This is a genomic window from Hyphomicrobium sp. DMF-1, from assembly GCF_027886585.1.
Taxonomy (GTDB): domain Bacteria; phylum Pseudomonadota; class Alphaproteobacteria; order Rhizobiales; family Hyphomicrobiaceae; genus Hyphomicrobium_C; species Hyphomicrobium_C zavarzinii.
Genome location: NZ_CP115706.1, coordinates 1,745,172 through 1,762,472, shown reverse-complemented (window position 1 = coordinate 1,762,472; position 17,301 = coordinate 1,745,172). Strand labels below are relative to the sequence as shown.

16 protein-coding genes and 1 tRNA gene are annotated in these 17,301 nt (G+C 62.7%); 8 read left to right on the top strand and 9 right to left on the bottom strand.

The genetic code is table 11. The annotated features are described in order from the left end of the window. Positions 1-624: a response regulator transcription factor gene (locus PE058_RS07880; RefSeq protein ID WP_020086976.1), complete on the top strand. Its 624-nt coding sequence runs from the start codon at positions 1-3 to the stop codon at positions 622-624. Between the two features lie 443 nt (positions 625-1,067). Then, the gene (locus tag PE058_RS07875) at positions 1,068-2,024 is read left to right on the top strand and encodes a LysR family transcriptional regulator (RefSeq protein ID WP_020086977.1); all 957 of its coding nucleotides are present in this window, start codon (positions 1,068-1,070) and stop codon (positions 2,022-2,024) included. Positions 2,025-2,106: 82 nt separating this feature from the next. Here PE058_RS07875 and PE058_RS07870 read toward each other — a convergent pair whose 3' ends face one another. Continuing rightward, on the bottom strand, positions 2,107-3,075 hold the full coding sequence (locus PE058_RS07870; RefSeq protein WP_020086978.1) for a LysR family transcriptional regulator: 969 nt from the start codon (positions 3,073-3,075) through the stop codon (positions 2,107-2,109). A 262-nt stretch (positions 3,076-3,337) separates the two neighbouring features. On the opposite strand from PE058_RS07870, the gene PE058_RS07865 reads away from it, so the two are divergent. Beyond that, the gene (locus tag PE058_RS07865) at positions 3,338-4,156 is read left to right on the top strand and encodes an LssY C-terminal domain-containing protein (protein WP_020086979.1); all 819 of its coding nucleotides are present in this window, start codon (positions 3,338-3,340) and stop codon (positions 4,154-4,156) included. Between the two features lie 100 nt (positions 4,157-4,256). On the opposite strand, the gene PE058_RS07860 is transcribed toward PE058_RS07865, so the two are convergent. After that, a tRNA-Arg gene (locus tag PE058_RS07860) sits at positions 4,257-4,332 on the bottom strand. A 110-nt stretch (positions 4,333-4,442) separates the two neighbouring features. Then, the gene (locus tag PE058_RS07855; protein WP_040498533.1) at positions 4,443-5,369 is read right to left on the bottom strand and encodes a LysR family transcriptional regulator; all 927 of its coding nucleotides are present in this window, start codon (positions 5,367-5,369) and stop codon (positions 4,443-4,445) included. An 86-nt stretch (positions 5,370-5,455) separates the two neighbouring features. On the opposite strand from PE058_RS07855, the gene PE058_RS07850 reads away from it, so the two are divergent. The 5 genes from PE058_RS07850 (at position 5,456) to fae (ending at position 11,245) form a co-directional block, all read left to right on the top strand. Further along, the gene (locus tag PE058_RS07850) at positions 5,456-6,715 is read left to right on the top strand and encodes a sarcosine oxidase subunit beta family protein (protein ID WP_020086981.1); all 1,260 of its coding nucleotides are present in this window, start codon (positions 5,456-5,458) and stop codon (positions 6,713-6,715) included. 28 nt (positions 6,716-6,743) lie between these two features. Continuing rightward, positions 6,744-7,040 (top strand): sarcosine oxidase subunit delta, encoded by a 297-nt coding sequence (locus tag PE058_RS07845; protein WP_020086982.1) that lies wholly within the window; start codon positions 6,744-6,746, stop codon positions 7,038-7,040. Then, positions 7,040-10,048, top strand: a complete 3,009-nt coding sequence (locus PE058_RS07840) for a sarcosine oxidase subunit alpha family protein (RefSeq protein WP_271030282.1) — start codon at positions 7,040-7,042, stop codon at positions 10,046-10,048. Before PE058_RS07845 ends, PE058_RS07840 begins: the two co-directional genes overlap by 1 nt. Continuing rightward, a complete protein-coding gene (locus PE058_RS07835; protein WP_020086984.1) occupies positions 10,041-10,628 on the top strand; it encodes a sarcosine oxidase subunit gamma in 588 nt (195 codons plus the stop codon). The genes PE058_RS07840 and PE058_RS07835 overlap by 8 nt, the downstream gene beginning before the upstream one ends. A 68-nt stretch (positions 10,629-10,696) precedes the next feature. Then, positions 10,697-11,245, top strand: coding sequence for a formaldehyde-activating enzyme (fae, locus tag PE058_RS07830; RefSeq protein WP_020086985.1), 549 nt, complete (start codon positions 10,697-10,699; stop codon positions 11,243-11,245). 124 nt (positions 11,246-11,369) lie between these two features. On the opposite strand, the gene PE058_RS07825 is transcribed toward fae, so the two are convergent. From PE058_RS07825 to PE058_RS07800, 6 genes are all read right to left on the bottom strand, one after another. After that, positions 11,370-11,855 (bottom strand): group II truncated hemoglobin, encoded by a 486-nt coding sequence (locus tag PE058_RS07825; RefSeq protein WP_020086986.1) that lies wholly within the window; start codon positions 11,853-11,855, stop codon positions 11,370-11,372. 139 nt (positions 11,856-11,994) lie between these two features. Continuing rightward, positions 11,995-13,302: a type III glutamate--ammonia ligase gene (gene glnT / locus PE058_RS07820; protein WP_020086987.1), complete on the bottom strand. Its 1,308-nt coding sequence runs from the start codon at positions 13,300-13,302 to the stop codon at positions 11,995-11,997. Positions 13,303-13,357: 55 nt separating this feature from the next. Then, positions 13,358-14,692 carry an FMN-binding glutamate synthase family protein gene (locus tag PE058_RS07815; RefSeq protein WP_020086988.1) on the bottom strand — a complete coding sequence of 445 codons (1,335 nt, stop codon included), beginning with the start codon at positions 14,690-14,692 and terminating at the stop codon, positions 13,358-13,360. Next, positions 14,692-15,378 carry a GXGXG domain-containing protein gene (locus PE058_RS07810; protein ID WP_026868188.1) on the bottom strand — a complete coding sequence of 229 codons (687 nt, stop codon included), beginning with the start codon at positions 15,376-15,378 and terminating at the stop codon, positions 14,692-14,694. Before PE058_RS07810 ends, PE058_RS07815 begins: the two co-directional genes overlap by 1 nt. A 24-nt stretch (positions 15,379-15,402) precedes the next feature. Continuing rightward, positions 15,403-16,299 carry a class II glutamine amidotransferase gene (locus PE058_RS07805; RefSeq protein ID WP_271030281.1) on the bottom strand — a complete coding sequence of 299 codons (897 nt, stop codon included), beginning with the start codon at positions 16,297-16,299 and terminating at the stop codon, positions 15,403-15,405. Between the two features lie 289 nt (positions 16,300-16,588). Continuing rightward, positions 16,589-17,254: a helix-turn-helix domain-containing protein gene (locus tag PE058_RS07800; protein WP_020086991.1), complete on the bottom strand. Its 666-nt coding sequence runs from the start codon at positions 17,252-17,254 to the stop codon at positions 16,589-16,591. Positions 17,255-17,301: the final 47 nt, after the last annotated feature.

Below are 17,301 nucleotides of genomic sequence, written 5' to 3'. Positions count from 1 at the left end.
ATGTCCTCAGCAGCTAGCAAGAAAGCAACACCTACCGTCTTCATCGTCGACGACGATCTGGCCGTGCGGGATGCAATCCGCTGGTTGATGGAGCAGGTCAAACTCAAGGTTCAGGTCTTCGCATCTGCCGACGAGTTCCTCGCCAACTATGTTCCAGGCACGCGGGGATGCATCATTCTCGATATCCGGATGCCTGGAATGAGCGGGCTCGAGCTGCAGGAGCGCCTGAAGGCCTCAAAGGCGCTCATCCCCATCATCATCATAACCGGCCATGGCGATGTGCCGATCGCTGTTCGCGCCATGAAAGGCGGCGCGATCGAATTTCTGCAGAAGCCGTTCAACGATCAGCTCCTTCTCGACACCGTGCAATCGGCCTTGTCCACCTACGCGGAAATCTGGGATCAGGAGGCACGCCGGCAGGAGTGCAACAAGAACCTTTCCTCCCTCACCAAGCGCGAGATGGAGGTGTTGAACCTGTTGAGGACGGGCAAGCCCAACAAGCTTATCGCGACCGCCCTCAACATCTCCGTGCGAACGGTGGAAGGCCATCGCGCCACCATAATGGCCAAGACCGGCGCAAAATCGCTGGGAGCGCTGATCGAAATGCTGCACGCGCAAAGCTAGCCCGATGCAGACAGTCTCAAGGCGTGCGGACAGCAACCCGCGTCATGCGGGCTCAGAACGAACGAGCCATTTCAGCTTACCGCTTCAAGATTAGGGGCGCTGGTGGCTACGTCCAGCCTACTGTCCTACCCGGGGAGACCGTTTCGAATACAGCAACGACAGAACGTAGCCGACCAGCTGGCGACGGGGAGCGTCGCGTTGGCAACCTCAATAATCGAACGAAGCGAAATATCGGAACTCGCAAAAGAGACAGTCGGCCGTGTCGGCTAGTTTCATCTTCGCCACCGGCCTCAGACAGTTTATCGACTGTTTTCATCGCAACACCAAGATGCCCAAAACACTTGCATTTGCGCATCCAATACGCGTTGCGGAACGTGTTTTCACGGGGTTGCACGAAAGCAGCGCATAGCTCATGGCATTGGAAGCCCGGCAGGGAGGGCGCCATGGACCTAGAACAGCTAAAATTCGTAAAGGCGCTCGCAGACGAGGGCAGCTTTGAAGCGGCTGCGGCCCGGTGCGCAGTCGCTCTCCCAGCCATTTTGACCGCTATCACTCAACTCGAGGCCGAGTTTGGAAAACGTCTTTTCCGGCGCACGGCGACAAGCGTCCGATTGACCCCGTACGGCGAACACCTGCTCCCGCACATACTGGTTGCGATCCAGGTCCTGGATTCTCTCACTCACCACTCCCAAACGCCACCCACCAAATCCCACACCAGCGTGCATGTCGGGTTGTCACCGATCATTGGCATCCGCCGCGCCGAGGCGATCCTCTCGAGGTTTCGCGCCAAACACCCCGAAACGGACGTCATCTATCACGAGCGGAACTTCAACGAGCTGTGCCTTCTGCTCCAACAGCGTCAGCTTGATATTATTCTAGCGCCCTACGATCTGGACACGTCGCTCAACTTGGAGCTCTTCTGCGTCTCTTTGGAATGCGATCCTCTGATCTTTCTGCCGACGCCGTCGAGCAAACCTAAGTGGGAGCTGTTCGACAGCGTAACACTGGCCGATATCGCCAACGAAACGTTCGTAATGCTCTCCGACGGTTGCGGGCTCGCGAGCTTCACAAAACAGATCTTCAAGTCCCACAACATCGTGCTGCGTCAACACTCAGGCGAGGCGAGCGGCTATGGCGCACTATACGAGTGGACACAAGCCGGCATTGGCTCAGGCATTCTTCCCCGGTCCTGCATCGCCGATAAGGAGTTCCCCGGAATACCAATCGTTCAGAACGGACATCCCGTCACGATCGAATATTTCGCGCTCGGAAGGCCATCGACAATCTCGCCGCGTCTTTTTTCCCAGCTTTGGGATTCTCTGCTCGAGACGAAGATCGTGCTTCCTCAGCTTACGGGGTCATTACCGCGGCTGCTGCGCCTGCTGAAGACGACGCTATAAGTCCGCAAGATCCGCGGCGCACGCCGGCCCACCGCCGCGCTGGACGCACCAGCGCCGTTCACTCATTCGATTTGGAGACGATCTAAGGCGCCGTCTTGATCAATCGGAGCTCCCGCTTGCGAGCAAGAGGGCCAGGGGCCTGGCGTGTGGAAACTGTTCGGGCTTCCCGCAGGGCCTCCCACAATTCGGAGAAGGGCGCGCGCGTAATTGTGGACGGTTTGCCCATCGTGAAATAGTCGATCGAGACCTCGCATCCATCGTGCACGATGGGAAGTGCCAGCGGAGCTTTTTCCGGCATACGGGACTTGGGAAGAATGCCGGAGCCGATCCCCGTCTCGGCCCATTCGATGATAGATTCATAGCTGCCGACATCTCCGATGTGCCGGCGCAGCATCATATCGTTCGATTCGAAGATGGCCTTCGTGAAGCTGGTAAGCCCACACGTGTCGGGAACCAGCACGAAGGTCTCGTTCACAATGTCGTGGAGCGTCACGCTGCCGGCATCGAGCCACCGTTGACGGTCCGACGACTTCGGAACGAACACCAACGGATCACGCTCCATCAGGATTTCCATGTGCTCGGTGTCGAGCCGCAATCCTTTGTCGTAGGGCGATATGATGATATCGACCTGGCCGCCCCGCAGAAGCTCATAGAGCTCGCGGAAATTGTACTCCCTGTAGGCGATGTGGATATCTGGATGCTTCGACCTGAAGCCCGCCAGCATGGCTTCGGCACGCCGGATGCCGACGAGCGGCGACAGTCCGACCTGGATGCTGTTGACGACGCTCTTTTCGACGGCAGCTTTGGATCGCGCCTTCAAGGCTTCGATCGACTGCAGCACCTCGACAACGAACGGCAGCAGGTGCTCACCGTAGGCAGTCAGGCGAACGCTTCTCGTCGTCCGCTGAAAAAGGCGCTGTCCGAACTCGGCCTCGAGTTGGGCGATTCCATTCGACAATGTGGGTTGGGTGACGTTGCAGCGCGCCGCTGCCCCTCCAAAGCTTCCCTCGTCGACGAGGGCCTTGACGTACTTGAGTTGTTGGAAGTTCATGGCAACATCCCACGTGGGCTACCTATGCCATGCGATAAATTGTTCTCGTGAAGCAACCCCGTAAAAACACCTGTGATCATAGGGGTACATGGCTCGAAAGAGCCGGAAACTGTGCTGAAAAGCGGCTTGCTGGCCAAGACTTAGGCTCGGGGCCCCCACGCAATCAACTTGGCAGGGTGACGCATTTGCCGTCAGCTATCACAGAGCCCTTTATGGTCATGCCGCCAGCAAGAACACCCGGCCGAATGCTTGAGAGCACCCCATGAAAGCCGTCGCAAGGCTTCTTCAGCGACTGGCCGTGCTAGGCGTCGGCGTACTCGGCATCTGGCTGATCGTCTATGTCTTCGAGCTCACGGACAAGAGGGTGCCCACTCTTCTGGCACTCGGCATCACCTATGGCATCGCAGCCTACGTCATCCTGCCCCGCGTGGTTCGAATGGGGCTCAAGATTCTCCAGCGCAAGCATGTGCCGCACTTCACGGTCACGGGCGACGGGCTTCTCGGCGATCCCGTCAATCTCGCCCTCGTGGGCACGTTAGACCAGCTCCGCGCCGCCTTCTCCGCGACCGGCTGGGTCGAAGCGGATCCGCTCAATATCAACACCTCGTGGCGTATGGCTCAGGCCTTTGTCCTGAACAGACCCTACCCGACGGCGCCGTTCAGCACGCTCTACCTGTTTGGACGCGGACAGGACATCGGCTTTCAGAAGGCCATCGGCGATAGCCCGCGCAAGCGCCACCATGTCCGCTTCTGGGCGCAGGACGTCACCAATGCCGAGGCCAACGCAAACACACTCGACTTCTGGCTCAACACCGACCGGCCAGAAGATTCGGAGCTGGCGCTTTGGGTGGGCGCCGGCACGCGGGATACGGGCTTCTCGCTGACGCGCCTCACATTCCAGATTACGCATGCAACGGATGCCGACACCAATGCCGAGCGCGATTTCATCATCGGCGAGCTCACGCGATCGGGCACAATCCGGCATGCGATGCTGGTGAAGCCCGGAGACCGCCTGGAACGCGCCGCCAGTCACTACATCTGCGACGGCGAGATCGCTGTCGCGGAGATCGTGAAATCCTGAGAGCAAAATTCACGCGGGTGGATCGCAGCGTGATGCGCGCGCCCTCCACGTGGAAAGCCGCAACGAAAATCCAAGCGTTTTCAATGAAAATTCAGAAAAATGGCGACCCCGGCAGGATTTGAACCTGCGACCCTCAGATTAGGAATCTGATGCTCTATCCACTGAGCTACGGGGCCCGCCTGGCACCTATGAATACATGAGCCGCGTGGCAATTTCACAGTGAAAAAAGCGCGCAACGGCGGGGGCAAATGCGAGCTGCGCGGAGCCTCTGGACGCACCCAGGTTGCTACTGCAGCGCCCCGGCATCGAGAAGCACCCGCCGCGCCATCTCGCCGAGGTCACGGGGAATACGCCCCAGCTCACGATGACGCGCGACCAAAGTCAGTTTGCGGGTGATCTGTGGCCCGGGAAGCTGCGCCGTAATGAGGCCTGCCTCGGGCAACGCCGCCTCCCGGATGCAGAGCGGCGTGGTGATCGCAAACCCCAATCCGTTCGCCACCATCGAGGCCACACCGTAGGGCGTGTCGAACTCGAAGGACCGCGGCACATCGAGGCCGAGCCTGCGAATATGCGACTCGATATCGAGCCCGGTCTGGGAACGGCTGCTGAAACGGATCAGCGGCTGGGATTGCGCGAGCTTCCTGAGCGCCCCGACCGTGCGAGGCGCTTCCGTGCCCGCCGGAAGAAGCAGAACATAAGGCTCCTTGGCGAGCTGCCAGCGCTCGAGCCCCGCCCAGTCCTCAAGGTCGTCCACACCGAGGAACAGGTCGAGCCGCCGCGTCAGCAGATCGCTCGCGTGCGACGCTGTGAGCCCCGAGAGGATCCACACTTCGTCTGCCTTCGATGCGAGATAGGAGGCGAGCGGCGCCGTGAGTGCGCGCGCGAGCGAATCGACGAGCCCGACGCGAATGAGAGGCAGCTTGCCGTGCTCCGTTTCGCGCAGCAGCGGACCGATCTGACGCGCTTCCGCCAGAAGGGCGCTCGCACGCTGCCGCAAGAGCCCACCCGCGAGCGTAACGGCCAGCGGCCGCACGGTGCGATCGAACAGCTCGTGCCCGAGCTTCCGCTCGAGATCGGAGATGGCAAGAGACACAGCCGGCTGGGTCAATCCAAGCGCCCGCGCGGCCGAAGACATGGCCCCCGTCTCGCAGACGGACAGGAAAATTTCGAGCGACCTGAGGTCGAAAGGAAGTGAGGCAGAAGCGTCTCTCATGACGACAGTATAAATAACACTTATATCCCCCACAACCGCATTCGCCGTTAAGGGTAGAAGCCTCAGTCTCGAGGAGCGAGCAGACGATGTCTTGGTCCCACTACTCCATCTTTTCCGTCCTACGCGAATCCCTCCGCGGGCATACGGGCTGGGGCCCGGCCTGGCGCGATGCGGCCCCGAAATCCGATTACGACGTGGTGATCGTGGGCGGCGGCGGCCATGGCCTCGCGACCGCCTTCTACCTCGCCAAGCACTACGGCCCGCTGCGCATCGCAGTCGTCGAGAAGGGCTGGATCGGCGGCGGTAACGTCGGCCGTAACACCACCATCGTCCGCTCGAACTACCTGCTGCCCGGCAACATCCCCTTCTACGAGCTCTCTATGCAGCTCTGGGAGCAGCTCGAGCACGAGCTCAACTATAACGCGATGGTGAGCCAGCGCGGCGTGCTGAACCTTTACCATTCGGACGCCCAGCGCGACGCCTTCGCCCGCCGCGGCAACGCCATGCGCCTCCACGGCGTGGACGCCGAGCTGCTCGACCAGGACGCGGTCCGTAAGATGGTTCCGTTCCTCAACTTCGAGAACGGCCGCTTCCCCATTCACGGCGGTCTCCTCCAGCGCCGCGGCGGCACCGTACGCCATGACGCCGTCGCCTGGGGCTACGCCCGCGCCGCCGACAAGCTCGGCGTCGACATCATCCAGAACTGCGAGGTCAAAGGCTTCAAGCGCGAAGGCGATCGCATCGTCGGCGTTGAGACCACGCGCGGCTATATCGGCGCGCGCAAGATCGGCATGGCCGTCGCCGGCAGCTCCTCGCGCGTTGCCGCCATGGCGGGCCTGCGCCTTCCCATCGAGAGCCACGTGCTGCAAGCCTTCGTCTCCGAAGCCATCAAGCCGTTCATCGACGGCGTCGTGACCTTCGGCGCCGGCCACTTCTACATCAGCCAGTCCGACAAGGGCGGCCTCGTGTTCGGCGGCGATCTCGACGGCTATAACAGCTACGCCCAGCGCGGCAACCTTCCCGTCGTGGAGGATGTCTGCGAAGGCGGTATGGCGCTGATGCCGCGCATCGGCCGCGTGCGTTTGCTGCGCCACTGGGGCGGCATCATGGACATGTCGATGGACGGCAGCCCGATCATCGACCACACGCCGGTCCAGGGCCTCTACATCAACGCCGGCTGGTGCTACGGCGGCTTCAAGGCGACCCCGGCTTCGGGCCTCTGCTTCGCCCACCTGATCGCCCGCGACGCGCCTCATCCGGTCGCCAAGGCCTACCGTCTGGATCGCTTCGCCACGGGCCACGCGATCGACGAAAAGGGCATGGGCCCGCACCCGAACCTGCACTGACATCAACCCTGATAGGAAAGTCCCGGCGATGCGAATCGCATGTCCCTACTGCGGCGAACGGAGTCTCGACGAGTTCCTGTACTCGGGAGACGCCACGGTGAAACGGCCCGACTTCGCGAGCCCCACCGCGACCGAAGAATTTGTCAGCTACGTGTATGAGCGCACCAACCCGCCGGGCATGCACCGCGAGCTCTGGTACCACGCGGCGGGCTGCCACGCCTGGCTGGTCGTCACGCGCGGCGTGGCCACCCACCAGATCACGTCGGTCGAGGCCGCGCGTGAAGTCGCCCTCAAGGAAAAGTCTGCAACGAAGGACACTAAGTAATGGCCACGCCTGGACACCGCTCGGGCACGGGTTCGCAGCCGAACCGCCTCGACAGAGGCGGCCTGATCGACCGTAGCCGCACCATTCGCTTCACCTTCGACGGCAAGACCTACACCGGCCACCCCGGAGACACGCTTGCCTCCGCGCTTCTCGCCAATGGCGTGGTTCTGACCGGCCGCTCGTTCAAGTATCACCGTCCGCGCGGCATCCTGAGCGCAGGCTCCGAGGAACCGAACGCCCTCGTCGAGCTGCGTGACGGCGCGCGCCGTGAGCCCAACACCAAGGCCACCATGGCCGAGCTGTTCGACGGGCTGAGCGCGACCAGCCAGAACCGCTGGCCTTCGCTCGAGTTCGACGTCATGTCGATCAACTCGCTGCTGTCTCCGGTCTTCGTCGCAGGCTTCTACTACAAGACGTTCATGTGGCCCTCGGCGCTCTGGGAGAAGTTGTACGAACCCATGATCCGCCGCGCCGCCGGTCTCGGCCGGGCGAGCGACGATGCCGACCCCGACACATACGACAAAGCGACCGCTTTCGCAGACGTGCTCGTCATAGGTGCGGGATCGGCTGGCCTGATGGCCGCCCTCTCGGCCGCGCGCACCGGCGCCCGCGTCATCCTGGTGGATGAGAACGCCGCGCTCGGCGGACGCGCCATTGACGACGCGGCAGAGATCGACGGCAAGCCCGCCGCCGACTGGGTCCGATCGGTAGAGACCGAGCTTTCGCAGGCCAAGAACGTGCGCATCCTGCGCCGCACGACGGCATTCGGCGCCTATGACGGCGGCACATACGGTGCCGTCGAGCGCGTCAGCGATCACCTTCCCAAAGCGGCCGAAGGCGCGCCCCGCCAGCGCTTGTGGCGCCTCGTCGCCAAGCAGACCGTACTCGCCTCCGGCGCAACCGAGCGGCCGATCGTGTTCGGCGGCAACGATCGCCCCGGCGTCATGCTGGCAGGTGCCGTCCGCACGTATCTCAACCGCTTCGGCGTCGCCCCCGGCCAGCGCGCCGTGGTGTTCACGAACAACGACTACGGCGCAACCACGGTAACCGCCCTCAAACGGGCAGGCGTGGATGTCGTAGCCCTCGTCGACAGCCGCCCCGAACTCTCCGAACAGGTGAAGCGCATCGCGGGAGAAGCCGGGACTAAGCTGATCTCGGGGGGCGTCGTGACCGGCGCCCTCGGCAAGAAGCGCGTGACCGGCGTGACCATCCAGACGCGCACCGACGACGAGATCAAGCTCGAGTGCGATCTGGTAGCCGTCTCGGGCGGCTGGAATCCCAACATCCAGCTCACAACGCATCAGGGCAGCAGGCCGGTCTGGAACGATACGCTCCATTGCTTCCTGCCGGGCGTCCTGCCCCACGGCATGTCGCTGGCCGGCGCCGTGGCGGGCGACCTCGCTTTACACAAAGCACTCGCCGGCGGCGCAACCGCGGGCGCCAGCGCAGCCACCTCCACCGGACGCCAGGCCACGCCCACGGCCGTGCCGAAGGCCGCCGAGGAGAGCGAGGCCATAACCCCGCTCTGGCGCGTCAAGAACCCGAACGGCAAGGCGTTCGTCGATCAGCAGAACGACGTCACCGCTTCCGACGTCGAGCTTGCCGAGCGCGAAGGCTTCCGCGCGGTCGAGCATCTGAAGCGCTACACCACGCTCGGCATGGCGACCGACCAGGGCCGCACCGCCAACGTCAACGCGCTCGCCATCATGGCCGAGATCACGGGCAGGTCGATCCCGGAGACCGGTATCACCGTGGCACGTCCGCCCTACACGCCTGTCGCGCTCGGAGCCCTCGCTGGCCATCACCGCGAGAAGAACTTCAAGCCCACGCGCCTTCCGCCCTCCTATCGCTGGGCGAAGGAGCAGGGCGCCGTGTTCGTGGAAACCGGCCTGTGGCTGCGCCCGGCCTACTTCCCGCGTCCCGGCGAGAAGGACTGGCTCGAGACCGTCAAGCGCGAGGTGACCACCGTCCGCAGCGCCGTAGGCATCTGCGACGTGTCCACCCTCGGCAAGGTCGATCTCCAGGGCGCGGACGCAGCCGCATTCCTCGACAAGATCTACATGAACGGCCTCAAGACGCTCGGCATCGGCAAGGCTCGCTACGGCGGCATGTTGCGCGAGGACGGCATCTTCCTGGACGACGGCACCGTCGCGCGCTTCGGTGAGAACCACTACTTCATCACCACGACCACGGCCAACGCCGTGAAGGCTGTGCAGCACATGGAGTATTGCCACCAGTGGCTCTTCCCCGAGATGGACGTGCAGATCGTCTCGGCCACGGAGCAATGGGCGCAGTATGCCGTCGCTGGCCCCAAATCGCGCGAGCTGCTGCAGAAGGTCGTCGACCCCGAGTTCGACATCACGGACGCGGGCTTCAACTACCTGCAGGTGGGCGAGATCACCGTCTGCGGTGGCATCAAGGCGCGTCTCTACCGCCTGTCGTTCTCCGGTGAGCGCGCCTACGAGATCGGCGTTCCGGCCCGCTACGGCGATGCCCTGATCCGCCGCCTCATGGAGGCGGGGCAGGAGTTCGGCGCCTGCGCTTACGGCACGGAAGCCCTCGGCGTCATGCGTATTGAGAAGGGCCACATCAGCGGCCCCGAGCTCAACGGTACGACGACGCCGCGCGACGTGGGCCTCGGCGGGATGGTGTCGTCCAAGAAGGACTTCATCGGCCACGTGCTCGGCAAGCGTCCGGGTCTCACCGATCCCGACCGGCCGACGCTTGTCGGCTTCCGTCCGGTGGACCGGCAGGCACGGCTTCGCTCTGGCGCGCACTTCATCGCCCGCGACGCCGTCCCGAGCGCCAGCACCGACGAAGGTTACATGACCTCCGTCGCCTTCTCGCCCTCGAACGGCCACTGGGTCGGCCTCGGCTTCCTGAAGCGCGGCCCAGACCGCATCGGTGAGATCGTGCGTGCCTACGATCCGGTCCGCGGCGGCGACACGTTGGTCGAAGTCGTATCCCCCGTATTCGTCGATCCAGAAGGAGTGAGAGTCCGTGGCTAAGCAGGGACTGACAGCAACCTCGGCCTTCCTCCACTGGAAGCCCGTCGCAAATTCGAACCTCACCGTCGATGCGCGCGAGACCCTGACCATGGCGAGCTTCGCGGCCGCCAAGGGCAAGAAGGACGAGCTCAACGCCGCAGTTCGCGCCGCCTACGGCGTGGATCTGCCCAAGACGCCGTCGCGTGTCGAAGGCCAGCAGGGCGTCGCCTTCGTGTGGGCCGGCCCGGAGCAGTGGCTCGCCGTAGCGGAGCGAAAGGACGGTCGCGATCTCGAGACCGAGTTCAAGAAGACCTTTGGCCCGCTCGCCTCCGTCGTGGACCAGTCCGATGGCCGCGTCGTGGTGCGCATCTCCGGACCCCGCGCCCGTGAGGTGCTCGCCAAGGGCATCCCGCTCGATCTCCACGAAACCGCATTCCGGCCCGGCAGCGCGGCCATCACGCACGCGAGCCACATCGGCGTGATCCTCTGGCAGATCGATGACAAGCCCACCTACGAGGTGGCGCTGTTCCGGAGCTACGTCGACAGCTTCGCCCACTGGCTGCTCGACTCGGCCGCCGAATACGGTGTGGCGCACGCCTAGGCGCGCCCCGCATAAGCAACGAAGGACGCCCGGCGCACCCGCACCGGCGCGCATCACGGGAGATCTCGATGAGTGGACGAATTGGAATCCGCGTTGGAGAAGCGCTCGTAGCCGGCGGCCCTCCGGGCACCGCGGCCGAGCCCGAGGTGGCCATCGGCGATCTCGACGGCCCGTTCGGGACGGCCTTCGCGAACCTGCTCGGCAACCAGGTGGTGGGCCACAGCCGTGTGCTCGCCCTCCTCAACACCGACGTGATGGTGCGCCCTGCCACGCTCTGCGTAAGCAAGGTCACCGTCACCAACGAGCGCTACACCAATATCCTGATGGGTACGGTGCAGTACGCGACCGCCATGGGCGTGCTCGACGCGGTGCGCAGCGGCGACCTTCCGAAGGCCATCGTCAACGACATCGGCATCATCATCTCGGTGTGGCTGAACCCCTCCGTCGCCACAATCGACAATCTGGATCACAAGATCCTGTTCAACATCCATCGCGAGGCGACCGCCCGCGCCATTCAGAAGGCCATGTCGAACGAGCCGTCCATCGACTGGCTCCTCGAGAACCAGGACAAGATCATTCACAAGTACTTCGAGAAGGGTCTCAAAGGCGAGATCTGAGATTGCGTTCCCAAGCCCAGTAACTAATTCGCCGCCGGCCCTTGGGTTCGGCGGCTTTTTCTTGCCTGAGTTTTGCGGAAAGCAAGGGCGAGAAAGAGCAGAGCCCTCGCCCTCTCGAAAGACACTAGTCCCGATTGACCAGCATCGTTGCGACGCGCGTGAACGGCGCCATCAGGCGCGCCTTCACATCGGCGGAAAGGCCGACGCGATCGATGGCGATCGACATGCAGTTGAGCCAGGCATCCTTAGCCTCGGCGTTGATCTCGACATGCTCGTGCATCTGGCGCACGTCCGAATGTCCGTACTTCTGGACGTAAAGGCTGGGACCGCCGAAGAAGCCCGAAAGAAAGTTGAACTGCTCGATGCGGGAGTGCGCTACGCCATGCCCGCGCAGATGCAGCACGAGGAGCACGCGCCCTTCCGGCTCGAATTCGATGATGTCGTAGAAGGTCTCGATGAGATTGCGCAGCCCCTCCTCGCCACCAACGAGGTCGTAGAGAACGGGCTCTGCGGAAGCGGAGCGGCGAGCATGAAAGCGAGTGCCGGAGGAGGAGTCCGCGTGTTCGGATTGAACCGCGAAAGATGAGTCGCTAGAGGCAGCGCTACCCATTAGTTTTCCTCCATAATCTCCATTTTTCTTGAATTATACTGCTGTTCGTCAGTCGCGACTTGCGCACCATCAAGTGAATTCACAAAGTTTGGGCTCGCATGGCACCCCGCTGCGCCACGCGAGCCCTTCGCCCTCGCGATTAGACGTCGAGCGTGTTCGCGCGTTCCCACTCGGTGAGATGCGACGTGTAGGAGTTCCACTCGGTCATCTTGAGCTTGATGTACGAGTTTGCGAAATCCTCGCCGAGCATCTGCTTCAGCTCGGTGTCCTTGTCGAAGTTGCGCAGCGCATCGAGCAGGTTGAGCGGCAGCTTCGGCGCATCCGTCACGGTATGGCCAAGCTGGTACATGTCGATGTCGTAGCGCTTGCCCGGGTGAGCCTTGCGGTGGATGCCCGAGAGACCGGCCGCGATGATGACGGCCTGCAGGAGATACGGGTTCGCCGCACCGTCCGGCAGACGCAGCTCGAAGCGGCCCTTGCCCGGAACGCGAACCATGTGCGTGCGGTTGTTGCCAGTCCAGGTAACCGTGTTCGGCGCCCAGGTCGCACCCGACACCGTACGCGGCGCGTTGATGCGCTTGTAGGAGTTCACCGTCGGATTGGTGATCGCCGACAGCGACTCCGCGTGGCGCATGATGCCGCCGAGGAAGTGATAGCCCTGCTGGGACAGGCCCATCTCGTCCGTATTGTCGTAGAACATGTTGGTCTTGCCGGCCTTGTCCCAGACCGAGATGTGCGCGTGGCAGCCCGAGCCCGTAAGGCCCATGAAGGGCTTCGGCATGAACGTCGCGCGCAGGCCGTGCTTCTCGGCAATGGCCTTGGTCATGAACTTGAAGAACGCATGACGATCCGCCGTGAGCAGGCTGTCGTCGAAGTTCCAGTTCATCTCCCACTGGCCGTTGGCGTCCTCGTGGTCGTTCTGGTACGGACCCCAGCCGAGCTCCAGCATGTAGTCGCAGATCTCGGAGATCACGTCGTAACGGCGCATCAGCGCCTGCTGGTCGTAGCAGGACTTCGTTGCGCGGTCGGCGTCATCGGAGATCTGCGTCCCGCACGGCTTGGTCAGGAAGAACTCGCACTCGACGCCGGTCTTGACGTAGAGACCCTCTTTCGCAGCTTCCGCCATCACGTTCTTGAGAACGACGCGCGGAGCCTGCGAGACGGGCCGGTCCTCCATCATGCAGTCGGCCGCAACCCAGGCAACGTCCTTGCGCCAGGGAAGCTGGATGAAAGAAGACGGATCCGGCAGGCCGAACATGTCCGGGTGCGCCGGCGTCATATCGAACCAGGTTGCGAAGCCGGCAAAACCAGCGCCGTCCTTCTGCATGTCCGCGATGGCGACAGCCGGCACCAGCTTTGCGCGCTGGCTGCCGAACAGATCGGTAAAAGAGATGAGGAAGTACTTGACGCCGCGTTCTTTCGCGAGCGCCGCGAGATCCTGAACCATGAACGTTTCCTATTAATCTTGCTTCTTCGTTTGCGTCAGAAAGGAAAAGGGGCGGCTAAAGCCCGCCCCCTCCAACACCCGGAATCCAGGTTGTGCCTGCCAACGGAACGCGGGCCATCGCCGCGGCCTCGACAGTCAGCGCGCAAAGATCCTCCGGCTCGAGGTTGTGAATGTGATTATGGCCGCAAGCACGTGCGATCGTCTGCACCTCGAGCGTCATCACCTTGAGGTAGTTCGCCAGGCGGCGGCCACCCTTCACCGGATCGAACCGCGACATGAGCTCGGGGTCCTGCGTCGTGATGCCGGCAGGATCCTTGCCCTCGTGCCAGTCGTCGTAGGAGCCGGCCGTGGTGCCGAGCTGCCGGTATTCCTTCTCGTGCGACGGATCGTTGTCGCCGAGCGCGACCAGAGCTGCGATACCGATGGCCACGGCGTCCGCGCCGAGCGCGAGTGCCTTCGCCACATCCGCGCCGTTGCGAATGCCGCCCGACACGATGAGCTGCACCTTGCGGTGCATACCGAGATCCTGCAGCGCCTGAACCGCAGGACGGATGCAAGCCATCGTGGGCAGACCGACGTGTTCGATGAACACTTCCTGCGTGGCAGCCGTGCCGCCCTGCATGCCGTCGAGAACGACCACGTCGGCGCCGGCCTTAACTGCCAGAGCAACGTCGTAGTAAGGACGGGTGCCGCCGATCTTCACGTAGATAGGCTTCTGCCAGTCGGTGATCTCGCGGATCTCCTGGATCTTGATCTCGAGATCGTCCGGACCGGTCCAGTCGGGGTGACGGCAGGCCGAGCGCTGGTCGATGCCCTTCGGCAGGTTGCGCATCTCGGCGACGCGGTCGGAGATCTTCTGACCCAGCAGCATGCCGCCGCCGCCGGGCTTGGCGCCCTGACCGACCACGACCTCGATCGCGTCAGCGCGGCGAAGATCGTCCGGGTTCATGCCGTAACGCGACGGCAGGTACTGATAGATGAGCGTCTTCGACTGACCACGCTCCTCGGGCGTCATGCCGCCGTCACCGGTCGTCGTCGACGTACCGGCGATCGAGGCGCCACGGCCGAGCGCTTCCTTTGCGTGCGCCGAAAGCGCGCCGAAGCTCATGCCTGCGATGGTGATCGGAATCTTGAGCTCGATCGGCTTCTTGGCAAAACGCGTTCCGAGCGTCACGCCCGTCGAGCAGCGCTCGCGATAACCTTCGAGCGGATAGCGCGAGATCGAGGCACCAAGGAACAGCAGGTCGTCGAAATGCGGGACCTTGCGCTTCGCGCCGCCGCCACGAATGTCGTAGATGCCGGTTTGCGCGGCACGACGGATTTCTGACAGCGTGTAATCGTCGAAGGTCGAGGATTTGCGCGGCGTTGTCGGAGGGTTATGGTATGACATCAGTATGCGTCCGCGTTATCGATGTTGAAGTTGTAGAGCTTGCGGGCTGAGCCGTAGCGCTTGAACTCGCTCGTCTTCACACCCTTGACCCCGGCGTTTTCCAGAAGCTTCGCGAGCGCCTCGTGATGCTCCGGACGCATCTCCTTCTCGATGCAGTCGGCACCCAGGCTCTTCACCTTGCCGCGCACGAACAGCTTCGCCTCGTAGATGGAATCTCCGAGCGCGTCGCCCGCATCGCCCAGAACGACGAGGTGGCCGCTCTGCGCCATGAACGCCGACATGTGGCCGATGTTGCCCTTGACGACGATATCGATGCCCTTCATCGAGACGCCGCAACGCGACGAGGCATTACCCTCGATCACGAGCAGGCCGCCGCGGCCCGTAGCGCCTGCATACTGGCTCGCATCGCCTGTGATGCGCACCTTGCCCGACATCATGTTCTCGGCAACGCCGGGCCCGGCCGAGCCGTGCACCGTAACGGTCGCCTGCTTGTTCATGCCGGCGCAGTAATAGCCGACGTTGCCGCGGATGTTGACATCGATGGGTGCATCAATGCCGACGGCGACGGCATGAAAGCCCATCGGGTTGAGAACTTCCCACGCCTTCTCGTTCGAGCCTTCCGACTGCCGATGAAGATCCTGGTTGAGGTCGCGAAGTGGGGTCTTCGCCAAATCTACTGTTTGCATGATGATGAATGCTCCCGTCTTTTCTTATCTTTCCCAGAAGTACACGGTCGCAGGCTCAGGCTCCCAGACCCGGGCCTTTTCGATGCCGGGCAGGTTGGCAAGCGCGCGATATTCGGAGCCGAACGCAACATACTGATCAGTCTCAGCCATGACTGCAGGCTTGCATGCGATCGGATCGCGGATGACACCGAAGCCGTCCTTGGTACCGACGACGAAGGTGAAGAAGCCGTCGAGGTCATCGAGGCTGTTGGTCAGCGCTTCGCCAAGGTTCTTGCCCTGGTTCATGCGCCACGTGAGATAAGCGGCAGCGACTTCGCTGTCGTTCTGCGTCTCGAAAGTCATGCCGTCGTGCTTGAGATCGCGCCGCAGGTTGTTGTGGTTCGACAGCGAGCCGTTGTGAACGAGGCACTGATCAGCGCCCGTCGAGAACGGATGCGAGCCCATCGTGGTGACGGCGCTCTCGGTGGCCATGCGCGTATGACCGATGGCGTGCGTGCCGGTCATCTTCGCGAGATCGAAGCGCTTGGCGACTTCGGTCGGATAGCCGACCTCCTTGTAGATCTCGATAGAGGCGCCAGTCGCCATGATGCGAACCGAGGGGAACTCCGCGCGGATCGCAGCCTTCGCTGCGTCAGCCTTGTCCTCGGGAACAGTCAACACCGCATGGGTGGACTTGAGCGAGAAATCGACCTTGCTGCCGATTGCCTTGCTGACGGCGGCATCGAGGCCCTTGAAGTCGGCGTCCGGATTGGGAGACGAAATCGTGATCTTGACCTTCCCCTTCTCCGGGGTGCCGTAGATCGCAAAACCTGCTGAGTCCGGGCCGCGGTCGCACATGGTGGCGAGCATCTCGGCCGTAAGCGCGCCGAGCTGCGGCTCGAGCGCCTTGTCCTTAAGAAATAATCCGACAATTCCACACATCTGACGCGTGCCCTCGGGTTGTTGATTATGAGGAAACACTACAAGAGACAAATGGCCGCGTCAATGTTCGAGAAACAAATTTTCTTCTAAAGAAACTCCCCGCCTCGTCCAACTCGAGCATCCGGCCGCGCAACACGCCTCGCGCAGCAGCCGGATTCTCCGCATCGGCCCGCAACTTGAGCGATGCCGGGGAAGCGCGGCTCCGCCCTCGCTGCATAACCGAACGCGCCTGTGCACACGTCCGCTGTGCGGTGCAATACACGGCTGAAGGGAAGCGGAGAGCGCTCCGTTACGCCTTCCGGCGCTCGTAAATGATGATCGAAAGATAGATCGCCGGCAGCTCGATCAGCTTGTCGGGGCCGTGCAGCTCGGCGGAATCGAACATGATCGAGTCGCCAGGCTCGAGAACATACGAGCGGTCGCCGTGCGCGTACGACACCTTACCGCTCAGCATGTAGAGGAACTCGATGCCCTCGTGGCGGAATTCCGTGTAGGTGTCCGCGTCCTTGTTGAGCGTGATGATGTACGGCTCGACGGCGATGTCGCCTCCCAGCGATTGACCGAGAAGCTGATAGTTGTGGCCGACCTTCGTGCCGCGGCGGCGAATGGCGACGCCTTCACCCTTCTTCACATACGAGCAGCCCCGCCCGCTGTCGTAAGTCGCAAGCAGCATCGTAAGCGGCAGATTGAGCGCCGACGCCAAGAGCTGCAGCGTGGAAAGAGAAGGCGAAATCTGGCCGTTCTCGATTTTAGAAAGCATGCCGGACGAAATATCCGCAACGGATGCGAGCTCCGAAACTGTGAGCCCCGCGTGCTTGCGATAGTCGCGCACCTGCGCGCCGATCGCGTTTTCGAGGGTACGAATGACGATGTCCGGCGCGCCGGATCCCGTCGTCAGATGCGCAGCCTTGGCTTTCGTGCCCGGCTTCTTCGTCACTTTACGCTTGGCCATCATCGCTATCGTTTTTGTTTCACATTGAGAGACGGCGAGACCCGCCTCTG